The following is a 15,227-nucleotide window of genomic DNA, read 5'->3' as shown; positions in this document are numbered from 1 at the left end:
TCTATCCCAGTTTTATTATTTAAATATAAAAAATGGGTTATAGATGCTGATAGCTTTAAAATACTATTTATTCTTTTATACATGCTATTTATTTAGCTTACATTAAAATTACAACATTGTAAGATTCAATCGAGGTTATATGTGCCGGTAATGGAAATAAGATACCAATTTAGTTCTTTACATATAAAAAGCAAATTCCTATGTAAAAATGTTACTTATCGTAAAATTTTATTTTTTCGGTCGTGTGATCCCTAATAGGGCATTTAAAAATATTTTTTATTGATATAAAGCGAAGTTTTGTATAAACCTAAGTATTTCTAGGGGATATTTTCTAAGTTTATCCCAGATATAAGCTCAATTGTGGTAAAAAATAACGAATAAATTTCAAGGCACCCCAGATAAATTGCATCTTACAAAAATGTAAGGGAAATGTAATGTTATTAAATAGCGATTCATCTCGAAAAAACACAAAATAGATAATGAAAAAACAAACGTAGGAGGATATATATGACGAAACCAGTTGTAGACGTGAAAAACGTCCAAAAAGTGTACGGTAAAAAAGGAGAAAATCAATCATATGCGTTAAAAGGTGTCTCATTCTCCATTCAAGAGGGGGAGTTTGTCGGAATTATGGGGCCATCTGGTTCTGGTAAAACGACATTATTAAACGTAATTTCAACACTTGATAAAGCAACGGGCGGCGTTGTTGAAATTGCGGGTACGGATATTACGAAAATGAAGCAAGGTGAACTTTCTGATTTCCGTTCACAAAAATTAGGATTCATTTTCCAAGACTTTAACCTATTAGAGAACTTATCTATTTATGAAAACATCGCACTTCCATTATCTCTTCAAGGTGTCGCGTCACGTAATATTGGACCGAAAGTAGAAAAAGTAGCGGATATGTTAAGGATTACAGAAATACTTCAAAAGTATCCATCTGAAGTATCTGGTGGACAGAAACAACGTTCAGCAGCAGCACGTGCGTTAGTGCATGAACCTGCCATTATTTTAGGGGACGAGCCAACAGGAGCGCTTGATTCTAAAAATGCAACGAGTTTACTTGATGCGATGACAAACTTAAATAAAGAGCAAGGCGTATCTATTATGATGGTTACACATGATCCGTATAGTGCAAGTTACTGTCAGCGTATTTTATTCATTCAAGATGGTGAGCTATATAAAGAAATTCACCGCGGCGGTACACGTGAAGAGTTTTATAAAGAAATTTTAGATGTGCTTGCGGACTTAGGCACACAAAAAGCGTAAGAAAGGAGGTTCTAGAGCATGTTATTCAAACTTTCCATGTCAGGGCTAAAAAGTAAATTACAAGATTATATTGTCTTACTTGTTGGTCTTATCGTATCTATTTCAACTTTTTATATGTTTCAAACGCTCTCGTTAAATAAGGTGTTTCTGGAATCTAATTCTACTATTAAGGATATTGTATCTATATTCCACATTGGTTCCTTTCTGTTAGCGATTATCACATTTTTCTACATTTTATATGCAAACTCTTTCTTGTTATCTCTTCGTCAAAAAGAGTTTGGCATGTATATGATGTTAGGAGCAAAAAAGCATAAAGTTACCTTACTTATGTTTATCGAAACAATCGTATTGGGCTTGATTTCTCTTGCAATCGGGATTGCGGTAGGTGTAGGACTTGCAGAAGGTATCGGTCAATTATTAATGAAACAATTGGCATTTACTGGAGCAGGTTATCAATCATTGTATTTACCATCTATGACTGTTACTTGCATCTTCTTCCTTACATTATTTGTCTTATCGGCAATTATGAATGGCATTAAATTATCTCGTATTTCTGTATTACAACTTGTACATGCAGATACACAAACAGAGCGTATTGTAGTAAAAGGAAAAATGACAACGGTAGTTGCTTTCCTAGGTATTATTTTATTAGGGGGTGGTTATGTATCACTTATCTATATTCCACAAGCAGGAATGGCTGCCCTTGGATTAATGGCTCTTGGATTAACGACAGCAACCTTTGGTACGTATCTTTTATTTGGCTCACTGCTTCCAGTAATAATTAACAAGTTAAAGAATAATAAAAAACATAGTGAAAAAGGCCTGAATGCTTTTACTTTTGCACAATTAAGCTTTCGTATGAATAGCCTAGCAAATGTACTCGCCACGGTAGCATTGTTAGTGGCTCTTGGAGCTGGTGGGATTTCTAGTGGTATGGCATTTAAAAACAATGTAATAAAAATGGTTAATGGTAGTAACATTTACGATTCAGTCGTTCATAATCCAACAGCGGAAGAAAGGGAAATTTTGAGTGGTATCTCATTTCAAGAGAAGCTCGAATATCGATACAAAGTAGATGATAAATATATTTATTATATAAAAGAAGAGCTAGAAAACCATCGTCCTTTAGTAGCAGCACATGTAACCAAGAGAGAAGATTTCGGGAAAACAAAGAGAGTTTCAGAAGAATTACCAATTGGTGCAAACGTGAAAAAGTCACCAGAACCATGGAGTGAAGCTTTTGAAACCATTCAGCCATATTATATGTATCCTGATCATGAAATACAAATCGTAGACAAAAACATGTACCATAGTATAAAAGGGCGAGAAAGCACTGTATTTATTGGGAAAACAGATAATTTTAAATCCTACTTAAAAGAATGGAAAAAACTTGATGAATTGCAGGCAGTTAAATATACAAATGTGAAACCTGAAGAATGGCGGAGTAAATATCGAATGTATGATGCTTTTCATGGTATGTTTAGTGGACTGATGTTTATGGGCTTCTTCGTCGGTATTGCCTACTTAGCAATGATGGCAAGTTGTCTGATGTTTAAAGTTCTGTCTGGTGGATCTAAAGATTGTACACGTTATCAAATGCTTCGTAAAATTGGTGTTCGTCGAGAGTTGTTAACACAATCGATTTATAAGGAGTTATTCTTTGTATTTCTAATCCCAGCAATTGTCGGTATTGTTCACGTATTAGTTGGTATGAATATGTTTGGTGTTCTTTTGCCGGATCCATATTTTCGTATTTGGTTACCAATTACTATTTTCGTAGTGATTTACTCCATTTACTATTTCATTACAGTTCAATTGTATAAGAGGATTGTGCTTCCGAAAGAAAATTAATATAATGATATGATTTATACAAAAATTGTATCATTTATTTAAGAACAGATTATTGAAATAATCTGTTCTTTGTTTGTAAAAATACCCATTATAAGGATTATATCCACTTCTTGTTTTTATAAGTCTTAAAGGAAATGCTATCAAGGTTAACTAACCAGAACTAATTGGTTCCCTTGTCTTTCTTTTCATTTTTGACAGGTGTTATTGATAGCCTACAAACCTTTAATTATCAGGAAGATAAAAATTTATCAATAGAGTGTAATAAAATGAGAGAAACCTCAAAAACGCCGATTATTTTTTGTAACTACTCAGCCACCTTTCGGTGTCTTTTTTAAATTTTACTAGTTTCATATGCCTCCCATTTGTAAATACTGAGTATATCAAACAGGGGAGGTGAATCTTATGGTCGATCGAAAAATTATTTTAGATACATATAAAAAAGGACCTGAAGCTGTTATTTCTTTATTTGAAGAAACATTTTCTAAGTTAGAAAAACGTATACAAGAACTAGAAAATGCTTCAAAAAAAAACTCCAAAAATAGTCATAAGCCACCTTCTACAGATGGTTTGGGTAAGCCCGTTACAAAAAGTTTGCGCAAACCGTCTCATCGTCAAACGGGTGGCCAGTTGGGCCACAAGGGACATACTCTTGGTTTGACAGCGACTCCAGATCATACGATTACACATTCTCCTACATATTGTACTTGTTGTCATACTTCCTTGAACCACGAGCCTGTAAAAGGGTATCGCATTCGCCAAGTGTATGACTTACCACCTATTCAGATCGAAGTGACAGAACATAAAGTAGAACAGAAAGAATGCCCACATTGCCATTCTATCCAAGAAGCCCAATTTCCTTCGACAGTATCTCGTCCTGTTCAATATGGTCCAAATATAAAAAGACTGATTCCCTATTTAACGCATTATCAATGCATTTCTTTGAAGCGAACAAAAGAATTCTTTCAGGATTGTTTTGGACATTCTATAAGCGAAGGAACCCTGGTAAATCATACACAGGCTTTCGCTTCTCAATTGCAGCCATTCATAAAAGAAGTAAAGGAAAAGATTCTGCAGTCTCCTGTTGTCCATTTTGATGAAACTGGTATGCGTGTAGAAAACAAAACACAATGGTTACATACTGCCAGTACACCGGAGGTGACATTGCAACATATTCATCAAAAACGTGGAAAAGAAGCAATGGATGCTGGAGAAATCTTGCCATCTTTTTCTGGAATTGCGATGCATGATGGTTGGAAATCGTATGATGCGTATACAGATTGTCGTCACGTTTTATGTAATGCCCATCTCTTACGAGATTTACAAGGAATTATAGATAGTACTGGAGAACAATGGGCACAACAGATGCAGAAATTTCTAACGCAAGCGTTGACGATGAAAAAGCAATCCGAAGGTACCATGCCAAAAGCGACGCAAAAGAATCTGTTTATTATGTATCAATCCATATTGAAAGAACAACAGATTCTTTCCACGAAACAAAAGAAGAAAGGAAAGCAGACGCCTTCTCAAAATTTATGGAATCGCTTCGTCAAGTATTCTGACAGAATTCTAGCGTTTTTAGAACATCCAGCCATTCCATTTGATAACAATCAAGCAGAACGGGATATTCGGATGACGAAAGTAAAACAGAAAGTGTCTGGGACTTTCCGAAGTAAGAAAGGCGCAGAATCTTTTTGTCAGATACGAAGCTTTATGAGTACCATGAAAAAACAAAAACAATCGGTCTTACAAGCGATAAACCAAGTCATAGAAACTAGAACGGTTCCTTGGAATAACACGACTTCATAAGAGAATTTCTCTATTTGGCATAGATTCTTTCTCTGATTGGAGTATTTTCTTTTCATGTTTTCGAATCGGAAACATGTATTTGGCCTGTTTTTTTATTTGAAGAAGCTGAGTAGTTACTATTTTTCTTTCATCTCGTAATACACCAATGGATATGGCGATGAATATGGGCGGAGATGATTTCAGTAATAAACCGTTCCACACAGATGTTTTAATGGCAAAGATTAATGCACTCCTGCGCAGGACATATACGTATATAGAAGACATAGAGTTAAATGTTATTGAGCATGGTGGGATTGTGCTCGATCTTAAAACCTACAATTTGTCTTATGTGGATGAAGCTATTACGCTAACTAAAAATGAATTTATTATTTTAAAACTTCTCATGCAAAATAAAGGAACAGTTGTAAGCCGAACAAAGATAATGCGTAGTCTTTGGGCTGATGAAAGATTCGTGGACGAAAACACCTTAACCGTTAACATTACACGGATACGCAAGAAAATTACTGACCTCGGTAAGGAAGGCTTCATTACTACTAAGAAAGGATACGGGTATATCATTTCATGAGTTTTTTTCAATATATAAAAGATAATCGCTTCTTTTTCATACTGTACTTCATATTAATGTTGTTTGTTTCATTATTTATGGTTGTAAATGATAGTCGGAATCTCGTGATTAAAAATCTGTTCTATACTCACATTATTTGTTTCCTTTCCGTAAGTCTGTATATTACTATTGGATATTATTATCGAAGATCTTTTTACAGCCCTTCCCGAACGAGAAATCCCCTCGCCTTTCGGCATGGGATGAAAGTGAGGTTGGATAAGGAGTACTACTAAAAACCGCAAGGTTTGTGGCACTTTAAGTATCCAAAATGTTAGGATCTTTTTTGTTGCAGTTTTTATAATTTAACTGATACAACACAAACAGGATGAATGATTATAGCAAAACCAAAATAACCGTGTCATTACTGCAAATGCTTTAAAGTATGTAAATGAAGGTGGAGAGATTTTTTTCCGCTTTGAGGAGGATCATGAAGAAAAAAGATTGCTTATGCAAGATACAGGCATTGGGATAAAGCAAGAAGCTATACATCGTGTGTTTGAAAGAGGATTCACAGGTTCTAATGGAAGAACACATACAAAATCTACTGGGATGGGACTGTACCTTGTAAAACAAATGGTTTTGAAATTGGGACATGATATTTCTATTCAATCACAAGAAGGAAAATATACAAGGGTTACCATCCATTTCCCAAAAATAAGAAATTACTATCATTTTCTGTGAGACTCAGACTCGAAATGGTTCTGTTGCAAAGTTTTTTAGTCTGGGCTAAACGGAGGAGAAAATGAGACGTGGAGAATGATATATGAGATATTGTGAACTACCCGCCACTTCAAACAGTCCGTTAGGACGTTAAGTGGCGGGTAGTTCACCGTATAAGATACCGGTTAATTCGCGTCTAAAATATGTCTAAATGTATAATTTGTTTTTTGATGTAATGAAATCTAGATACTTTCCTAGAGTTAGGTTTTTAAAATAATTGGTATAAAAAACCATTTAATTAACTATCCTAGTAAAAAGAGAGTAGGCTGTACAATCCATCTTTTTTATTGAAAGGAAACAAGGAGTTTGTTTCCTTTTTATTCTTATTTTTGTATGAAAAGGACTGTTAATGCATGTATTACGCAACTTTAATCAAAGGCGCATCTTACTACGCTTTTGGGAAACGTTTTCTATTACACAAAGAATGTAAAATCACCAAAAGAGAATATCAATATTTAAGAAAAAATGAATGGTTTCAGGTACGTGAAGAAGAAGAGGGTCATTTTTTGTCTCAAAAGAGCGAAGAATAGGAACTTCCTTCCCTCAATAATGTGAAAGTGTGAAACACTAATTTTAGGTGAGAGATGAATGTCTATAGGAGTCAGCCTACTTTTTTATATCCTACAATAAATTAAGGTGCAACCTATGTTAATGAGTAAAACATATATTTCGTATCTACCGATATAAGAAACAAGAGATGTGAATTGTTAAAATGATTAGTTGTAATCGCTTTGCCAAAAGTTGTGAAAGAGAAGGGGATATTCACTTGGGGGGAATTCTATGGAAATCCTTTTTCCATCTATAATACGTGCATACTATGAGAGGATGAAAAAATAATGAATTCAATCCGAAAATCCCTAATTTTTACATTGGTTATCAATATCATAGTACCCTACATCAGTTATATAGTATTAGTTCCATATACTAGTCATATAAACGCATTAATTATTTCATCGATAGCTCCGTTGCTTGAAACGCTATATAGTTTAATTCGGATGCACAAAGTAGATGTGTTCTCAGCTGTTATTTTTTTCTCATTGGTTCTGAGTATTATTGCTGTTTTAATCGGCGGTAATGAGAGATTCATTTTACTCAGGGAATCTTATATAACAGGGATAATGGGCAGTGTTTTTTTAGTTTCTCTTTTATTTTCGAAACCATTAATATTCTATTTTGCGAGGAGGTTTTCAAATAATCCACAATTAGATTACAAGTGGGAACAGAGTGCTAGTATGAGGCGTACATTTCGTGTTTTAACAAGGGTATGGGGACTTACGTTCCTCTTTGAGGCGATGATTAAAATTGTGCTAGTATATTCATTGTCAGTAGAAACCTTTCTACTGGTTTCTACATTTATTACCTACAGTTTGATTGGACTTATAATCTTGTGGACCATTCATTATGTAAAAGCAAGACGTGCGCTGTAGGTAAGCACTTTGATATTTAAAAATATTCCTTACGTTGATGAATGTGGGACAGCCTTTAAATTGGACTTAAAACTAGTGACTTCGAGTAAATCGATAATTTTGTGATTTTTCAAATGCTGTAGTGAGGTATCTTATGGATTTTTGTTACAGAATATGTATTCTGCGCCACGTTTTAACTTAAACCAATAAAAAATGATATTAATTTTATTGGATTCATAGCTTAGCAAATAATAAAGAATGCAGAGACTTGAATTTGAAATATAATTGTATCAATAATTTTTTATGGGATTTTGAAAATGCCATTCTGTTCATACCATTTGGATGCGCGCAAAAAAAATATTTTCAATCTGAATATTACGTTAATTTCGAAAATGATATTCTACAAAAAACTATCTATGAAAGTAATTTAATTTTTTTCTGTGGCAATGCTAAATGTTATTCGTATGATTTGGTGTTCTGGTACAAAAACTCTAGAGTGTGTAGAGAATCAAGGGATATAAACAGTAGAGAAGGAGATACGTCATTAAGTCGTAGATGTTGAATAGAAACGCGTCTCTTTATATTTTTTAAAAATTCATTAGGAGAAAATCCATACAGTATATTTATTTCTCAACCTATCTTTTATAGGCAGTATAGTTATTTTTTTATACAATGAATTTGTTCTTTCAATAAAAATATAAAGGAGATTTTTTATGAATGTATGTAAAACTATAAAAGATTTTTTATTTGTAAGCGGTGTTGTTGTAAGTAGCTTAACTATTATACCACTCAATCTGAGCGCGGAATCTGTTTTAACTACAGAAACCATGAATTATCTTGATAAGGCTCCGTACTCCGCAATTTTTACAGAGGCTAGTCACAATAAAACATTTTCCATTAAAAAAGGGGAGACCTTTGCAATCCGATTGCAAGAGAACCCTACAGCGGGATATGTGTGGATGCTAGACCCTATGAAACAAAATATTTCTTTAATAACGAATTATATAGAAAATATTGATCCCTTGTCTGAAGAAAATGGCCCTATTGGTGTGGGACGTGGTGGATTACATACGTTTGTATTTAAAGGAGATTCTTTAGGTATGAATAAAATACAATTAAAATATGCTCGCCCATGGGAAACGGAGCCCATTCATGAATATACGTTAAAAATTAATGTAATAAATTAAGTTATCTTACAAAGAAATTTGGAAAGTACTTAAATTAATCTGACGAAAAAAGTATATTGTTTAAAAGAAGTGGACACTGCCATGTAAACCAATATGAACTATTGGGGCATGCAATCAAACTCTGTTCAAGGGTAAAAATCATTGGGTATGAATCCTAGAATTGAAATGTGTATATTATTTTATTGTTTATCTCTTATTTTGTCTGCTATTGACAAAATAAGAGATAAACTTTATGATGAAAAAAAGTGTATTAGTGATTTTTTGCTGGCACAAGCAAAATTGTTATGAAGGATTGGGTAGTAGAGCCAGCAACTTTCCTAGCATATGAATAGCTGTGTCTGCAAAGAACAACACGTCTAATTTATTAACCTACGATTATTTGGTATATTTATGATTAAATTATATAATATTAGTAACATCTAGAGAAATCTATATAAAAAGGCATCTTCCTGGGGGAGATGCCTTTTTGCTGTCCCTAATTATAATATGCCCATCTAAGGTGGGATGTGATAAAACAAGTATGGAAAAAGAAAGGAGTGAATTTGATACGGAGGAGATGAAAATAACATAAAAGTAGAGGTACAGATTCTCCAAAGTAATAAAAGTCGCAATTAAATCAACAGGATCTAATTGTGGACTGGTTACAATCGGGATATTGCCTTTTTATGGAAATGTTTTCAGGAAAACAAAACGGTATGAAGAAGAATATATACTAGAAGTTATTAGGAAACAATTATACGGGTGGGGAATGCGAGTTCTATAGTAGAATGTGTCCACAGGCTTGGCACATGCTCGAAATGAAGAAATTCCTTTCTTCATTTTTTAGAAGTCATTCCTTTGATTTTCGCAATTGTATCAGCAGGATTACGTGTTGGAAGTGTATGCAAGAACAATGTCTAGTTCGAGACATATTTCTTGAACCAACTTTTTGAAACGCTCTTCTACTTTTGTGTGAAGAAAAATTTTTCTTCTGTATCGTGGGCAAAATACAAAATGGTAGTTCATTCATGATACGGTTGTTTTGGTTCTTCTACACTCATTTATCATGTTCACGTTGTATCAGTTCGATAAAAACCTGCAACGAGTAAGATGAAAAAATATAAAACCAACATTTTGGATACTTAAAGTGCCACAAACCTTAGGGCTTTCTCGTTCGGGAAGGGCTGTAAGGAAGTTGAATAGTTACGATATTACTAAGGGTTTCAACATGACAACATATTGAGGAGGAAGATTCGCAGAACAAAATTTATCCCATTCTCCTTTAGATCAAAGTGGTTCTTTAAAAGCCTTTCTGTTCCATATAGCAAAAATAATAAGAGAAATAATAAAGAATACAACAAGACATATACCCAAATAATCAAAATTAACTACCTGTATGAAATTCCAAAATGGTCCCTTTAAATTATAGTTTTCAATAAGCAAAGATAAAAGTTGATAACCTCCTACTAGAAAAGCCATTATAACAGATATCGAGGTGATTAATACATTATACGAATTTCTTATTCGACTATTGTCCATTGCCCACTTATAATTTGTATTCATGAATGTACTATCTAATGTATCCATCAATGACATTCCTGCAGCAAATAAAATTGGAAAAGCAAAGATACTTGCAAGTGGAATAGATTGACTTGTTGCAGTTACTGTAGAAAGAGCAATTAATCCAATTTCACTTGCTGTATCAAAGCCCAGACCAAATAAAAACCCGATTATATACAATTGTTTCTGACTATCAATAAAACTAAATAGACGCTGCGTGAACCGATATATAACTCCTAAGTTTTCGGGCTGCGTATCTTCTTGGCTTTGTAGCACTTTAATAAGATACAACAGATTAGTAAACCCGATAATAATAAGGAATGTGCTAGAAACGATTGTGCCGATAATCCCACCTATAGTAGAAAAACTCTCCATTCCATGTTTTGCCGTTCGTCCAATTAAAGCAATTAGTACAATCATTATAAATACTACAGTAGAGTGTCCCAATGAAAAGTAAAAGCCTACCCCTTGTGAGCTTTTCCCTTTTTCAATTAGCTTCCGAACAGTATTATCAATTGCGACAATATGATCACTATCAAACGCATGACGCAATCCTAAAGAATATGCAATGATAGCCATCCCAATTATGCTATTACCTTTATACAGTGCTGGTAATAATAAGAGAACTCCAAGCACGTGAAGAAATAGAATAATAACAAAAAAGTTAATTGCTTTTTTTAGTTCACTTTTCCACATAGTTACTAACCCTTTCTACTTGAAATTGAATACTCTTGAAAAAAAGTACCATAATAATGATTTGTAAGTGTTCACAGTACTAGTATCGTTGCAGTTATCCAAGATTTAATGAAACGAACCCTGTATAAATAACAACAAGAGGAGGGGGTGCCATCCCCCTTGAGAGGCCATATTGGTTCTTAGGCTGGTTTAACTATTACCGCCAATCACAGTGGCGTAGCAAATATTCATCGTCCCAATGATATCGCTGTGTTTCTCAAATCCGCATTGAGATTTGTATTTTCGAGCTTGTGCCGTATTTTTTTCGTAATTTTCTTTGTTTCCATTATTTTCGATACAAGTCTATGTATAAATTGTATATATTTTTGACTACTTTGTTCCAATAAACAGACCTGTTATTTTGTTGGAATCACTTTCACTGTTAGGGTTTGTGGCATGCGTTTAATTCCCTTATTTTTTGATTTTCAACAGCGTGTTTATTTAGTACATTTCTAGCAATAATAAAATCAGAACGCGTTTATCAATTTTACAACTGCATGAACCGCGGAGGTTTTTCTCTCAATCACGTGGAAATCTTCTTCTATCATCATTTATTCTAGTTATATTATTTACTTTCGGAAGATTCCAATAAAAACATCCGGAGAAACTATTTATACTTTGGATGCTTAGAGTACCACAAACTTTACAATTTTTAATGGTACTCCATACCCAACCTCACTTTCATCCCATGCCTATAGAAGATGGGCTTTCTTTTTCGAGGAAATCTGTAAGAGAATTTTAAAAAAGTTGAGTTGGAAGAAGAAATTTTCATCCGGAAATCTAACTCTATTCTATCTGCCCAATAGGTAGAAGAAATCTTTGATAACTATTTGTTGATTTGTGAGTTACTGATTTGAATACTATCCCTCGATATACTGACAAATATACGTAAATTTCCTATCTATATTTATTTTATTATATGTACCAAACATTTTGATTGAGAAAATGTATTTATATCGTACGATTGATTCTGAAGGAAACATAGTTGATTTTTACTTAAGCCAAAGACGAAATGCCAAGCGCTTTTTAAAGAAGACCTGGGTTTCTTGGCATGTCACAAACCCTGTACGATGACGGCCGATAGGAATTAAATCATTTAATCACTATATTTAAATGAAATTCTCGATGGATAAAGTCTGTCGAAAAATAGATATAGTTAATCGAGCATCTATTCGGCTTATTAGCAGAAGAATGGATTCCATTAGGAAGCTAATGGTCTTTTTTAGAGCCTATTATATTTGTACCCGAGCCTAATAAAAAACGTGCATGAGTATCAATAGTTTTACAGTAGGTAATAATGATAATAGTAAAAGGAGAAATCAAATGGAGAATTATCAAACTATGTATGATGTTGTTATTATCTGTGCTTAGTAAACGTCCTTTCCCTACAAGAAGCCGAATTAGCTATGTAATAGTTGAAAAAAGAAGTAATTGTGTATTCCAATGTAAATTGTTCACTAGATATGCGCTTCTATAGTACTTCAGGTTATCTGGAAATAGAGAATATCCCTTTCTTATCTCAAGAAATTCAGTTAATACGTACGGAGTTGTTAGAATATTATCGCCTTGTAACAGAACGAGAAGTTATTAATATTGACTGTTATCAGAAGGTTGATTTTGTTTTAAAAGCAATAATTTTGGTACAGTTCATGCGATTGCAAAGGAATTGAACTATCTTTATAATTCCATTTATGGCAAACGGAAAGTCAACTCGTTTAAAGGTTCGCGCTTTATGAATTGACAAATATAATCGCAATTTCGAATTGTTGCGGCACAAGTTAGGTACACTTCGTATCACGAAGAAATCTGCTAAATGGATTGCTCAAGTATCTGTCACGATTCTTACAAACGAAAAAACGGGAACAAAGATTTTAGGAGTAGACTTAGGTCTTAAAGTTCCTGCGGTAGCCATCACAGATGATGATACAGTTCGTTTCTTCGGGAACGGTAGGCAAAACAAATGTATGAAACGTAGGTTTCGCAGTGTTCGCAAAAAGTTAGGAAAAGCTAAGAAACTGAATGCCCTTCGTCAACTTGATGATACAGAACAAAGATGGATGCAAGACCAAGACCACAAAATAAGTCGTGAAATCGTCGATTTTGCAACGGATCATACTATTTCTGTCATTCGATTAGAGTAACTAACGAACATAAGACAGACGGCACGAACAAGCCGTAAAAACGAGAAAAATCTACACACTTGGTCATTCTTTCGCCTAGCGCAATTCATCCAGTACAAAGCGAAATTCGTTGGTATAAAGGTTGAATATGTGAATCCTGCTTATACAAGTCAAACGTGTCTAAAATGCACGGAGAAAAACAAGGCGAAAGATAGAAAATATAAGTATCCATGCGGATTTGAGAAACACCGCGATATCGTTGGAGCGATGAATATTCGCTACGCAACTGTGGTTGGCGGTAATAGTCAATCAGCCTAAGAACCTATATGGTCTGTCTTAGGAGGGGTGATGACACACCCTCATCTTGAAGGCTGTTCAAAACAGAAATGGACTGCGAACGTTTCGTCATTCAGGAATCCCATCCGTTACACCGTAAGGTGTAGGACTTGCGGCTTTAGCCGTGGGAGTGTCAAAAAATCGTTGTGATGTTTAATATTTTCAGGAAAATACAGAGTATATGTTTCCGGTTTGGAAACATGAAAAAATATTTAAATATGTATGATAACAGTGTTTTGAATATTTTAAGAATGATGTGGAGAAGGTAAAAAAAATTATATACCCCAAAAATAGTATGGCTGCACTACATTAAATCCTAATTTTTTTGTGTAGTCAACAAATTAAAAATATTTTGAAAGAAGGAGTGGCATGCTACCTACTAATTATAAGCTATGGATTAAAGAAAATTGGTATTCTTTTTTTACAGCTACTTTAAAAAATATATCTCAAGTTATGCTTATTGAAAATGCTATTTCTGGGCTTATCATACTTCTCGCGATAACCATTTTTTCCTATGATTTAGGAGCTGTTGCTTTGTTATCATCCTTAATTAGCATTATAGTCGGAAAAATAGGGGGAGTGGAGGACAAAATCATCAGTCAGGGATTATTCGGCTATAATTCTGTATTGACGGGAATGGCGTTGACCATATTTTTAACAGGACCATACAACTGGATTATCGCTCTTATTAGCGCAGCATTAGCTGCGGTTTTAACAGCTGCTATGATGCATATCATGAAGAGGACAGAGATTCCGGTCCTTACTTTTCCTTTTATCATTTTAACATGGCTCATGCTGTTGGCTTCTTATCGCTTAAAGGTTTTTCACTTAACTTCAAATTTGCGACCGCAGGATCTTTCTCATTGGAAATTAGAGATATCTGGGAAAATAGATTGGGGAGAAGGGGTATTTAACGGATTTGCACAGATTTTCTTCATCCATGGATTCCTATCAGGGATTTTAATTATTATTGCAGTTTGTTTGGCAGGATGGAAACTTGGTCTGTACGCTATAGTAGGAAATGCGTGTGCTTTGTTGATATCGTATACTCTGGGGGGAGAGCATAATCTAATATATTTAGGACTTTATGGATACAATGCTATTTTGACTATGTTAGCTGTATCGGTAGTATTTAAAACCGTTCCAAATCGTTTTACATTGTTCACCGGTATTGTCGCGGTTTGTTTAACCGTGGTGTTCACAGGTAGTATAGATACTTGGCTTTTACCATACGGACTGCCGACTTTGACTATGCCTTTCGTTTTAAGTACATGGATTTTTTTAGGAGCTAGAAAAATTTTGCCAAATCTATAATCGGAAAATTTTATGTTTTTGGAAAGAAGTTAAAATTTTGTGAAAATGGGATTGATTTTAAATAAACGATTTTAAAAGAAAAGCAAATTCGTCAGGTTATGCTTGTTGGTTTCTTTAAATTATCGAGATACACTTAAACTTCTGAAAGTACGTGTTTTATCGGTTTATTCTACAACCATTAGCTACACTAAACTATTGATTACGTAGAAAAGCATATTTCAAATGTGAATAGCTACTTGATAATTGGTTACTGGTAAAGTTTGCATAAGTAAGGAAGGAATAGGGGAATGTATTAATTGAGTATGTTTTTTATAGCAAAATACTGTTGATTACATGATAA

General features: G+C 34.0%; 8 protein-coding genes and 5 pseudogenes. 11 read left to right on the top strand and 2 right to left on the bottom strand.

Translation table 11 applies throughout. The annotated features are described in order from the left end of the window. Positions 1–507: 507 nt before the first annotated feature. From MHI28_RS32815 to MHI28_RS32775, 8 genes and pseudogenes are all read left to right on the top strand, one after another. Positions 508–1,269 carry an ABC transporter ATP-binding protein gene (locus MHI28_RS32815; protein WP_340828705.1) on the top strand — a complete coding sequence of 254 codons (762 nt, stop codon included), beginning with the start codon at positions 508–510 and terminating at the stop codon, positions 1,267–1,269. An 18-nt stretch (positions 1,270–1,287) separates the two neighbouring features. Continuing rightward, positions 1,288–3,120 carry an ABC transporter permease gene (locus MHI28_RS32810; protein ID WP_340828704.1) on the top strand — a complete coding sequence of 611 codons (1,833 nt, stop codon included), beginning with the start codon at positions 1,288–1,290 and terminating at the stop codon, positions 3,118–3,120. Between the two features lie 402 nt (positions 3,121–3,522). After that, a complete protein-coding gene (gene tnpC / locus MHI28_RS32805; protein WP_100910632.1) occupies positions 3,523–4,926 on the top strand; it encodes an IS66 family transposase in 1,404 nt (467 codons plus the stop codon). A 118-nt stretch (positions 4,927–5,044) separates the two neighbouring features. Then, a pseudogene (locus tag MHI28_RS32800) lies at positions 5,045–5,491 on the top strand (response regulator transcription factor); the annotation flags it as partial. Positions 5,492–5,890: 399 nt separating this feature from the next. Next, a pseudogene (locus MHI28_RS32790) lies at positions 5,891–6,211 on the top strand (ATP-binding protein); the annotation flags it as partial. A gap of 392 nt (positions 6,212–6,603) precedes the next feature. Then, a complete protein-coding gene (locus MHI28_RS32785; RefSeq protein WP_340828702.1) occupies positions 6,604–6,780 on the top strand; it encodes a YqbF domain-containing protein in 177 nt (58 codons plus the stop codon). Between the two features lie 306 nt (positions 6,781–7,086). After that, positions 7,087–7,677 carry a VC0807 family protein gene (locus tag MHI28_RS32780; RefSeq protein ID WP_340828701.1) on the top strand — a complete coding sequence of 197 codons (591 nt, stop codon included), beginning with the start codon at positions 7,087–7,089 and terminating at the stop codon, positions 7,675–7,677. 692 nt (positions 7,678–8,369) lie between these two features. Then, positions 8,370–8,843 (top strand): protease inhibitor I42 family protein, encoded by a 474-nt coding sequence (locus MHI28_RS32775; RefSeq protein WP_340828700.1) that lies wholly within the window; start codon positions 8,370–8,372, stop codon positions 8,841–8,843. An 818-nt stretch (positions 8,844–9,661) separates the two neighbouring features. Here the strand turns inward: MHI28_RS32775 and MHI28_RS32770 are convergent. Further along, a pseudogene (locus MHI28_RS32770) lies at positions 9,662–9,848 on the bottom strand (transposase); the annotation flags it as partial. Between the two features lie 261 nt (positions 9,849–10,109). After that, positions 10,110–11,078, bottom strand: coding sequence for a HoxN/HupN/NixA family nickel/cobalt transporter (locus tag MHI28_RS32765; RefSeq protein ID WP_340828699.1), 969 nt, complete (start codon positions 11,076–11,078; stop codon positions 10,110–10,112). A 978-nt stretch (positions 11,079–12,056) separates the two neighbouring features. Here MHI28_RS32765 and MHI28_RS32755 point away from each other — a divergent pair. From MHI28_RS32755 to MHI28_RS32745, 3 genes and pseudogenes are all read left to right on the top strand, one after another. Next, positions 12,057–12,182 (top strand): annotated as a pseudogene (locus MHI28_RS32755) (DDE-type integrase/transposase/recombinase); the annotation flags it as partial. Positions 12,183–12,799: 617 nt separating this feature from the next. Continuing rightward, positions 12,800–13,555, top strand: a pseudogene (locus MHI28_RS32750) (RNA-guided endonuclease TnpB family protein); the annotation flags it as partial. A 387-nt stretch (positions 13,556–13,942) separates the two neighbouring features. After that, positions 13,943–14,887, top strand: coding sequence for an urea transporter (locus MHI28_RS32745; protein WP_340828697.1), 945 nt, complete (start codon positions 13,943–13,945; stop codon positions 14,885–14,887). The last annotated feature ends 340 nt before the right edge of the window (positions 14,888–15,227 follow it).

The sequence above is a fragment of the Bacillus sp. FSL K6-0268 genome, from assembly GCF_038005425.1.
Taxonomy (GTDB): Bacteria; Bacillota; Bacilli; order Bacillales; family Bacillaceae_G; genus Bacillus_A; species Bacillus_A thuringiensis_S.
This window is presented reverse-complemented; position numbering and strand designations above follow the sequence as displayed.

Coding starts and splice junctions, on each gene's coding strand:
- MHI28_RS32815 (WP_340828705.1), top strand. CDS start 508: ATGACGAAACCAGTTGTAGACGTGAAAAACGTCCAAAAAGTGTACGGT.
- MHI28_RS32810 (WP_340828704.1), top strand. CDS start 1,288: ATGTTATTCAAACTTTCCATGTCAGGGCTAAAAAGTAAATTACAAGAT.
- tnpC (WP_100910632.1), top strand. CDS start 3,523: ATGGTCGATCGAAAAATTATTTTAGATACATATAAAAAAGGACCTGAA.
- MHI28_RS32785 (WP_340828702.1), top strand. CDS start 6,604: ATGTATTACGCAACTTTAATCAAAGGCGCATCTTACTACGCTTTTGGG.
- MHI28_RS32780 (WP_340828701.1), top strand. CDS start 7,087: ATGAATTCAATCCGAAAATCCCTAATTTTTACATTGGTTATCAATATC.
- MHI28_RS32775 (WP_340828700.1), top strand. CDS start 8,370: ATGAATGTATGTAAAACTATAAAAGATTTTTTATTTGTAAGCGGTGTT.
- MHI28_RS32765 (WP_340828699.1), bottom strand. CDS start 11,078: ATGTGGAAAAGTGAACTAAAAAAAGCAATTAACTTTTTTGTTATTATT.
- MHI28_RS32745 (WP_340828697.1), top strand. CDS start 13,943: ATGCTACCTACTAATTATAAGCTATGGATTAAAGAAAATTGGTATTCT.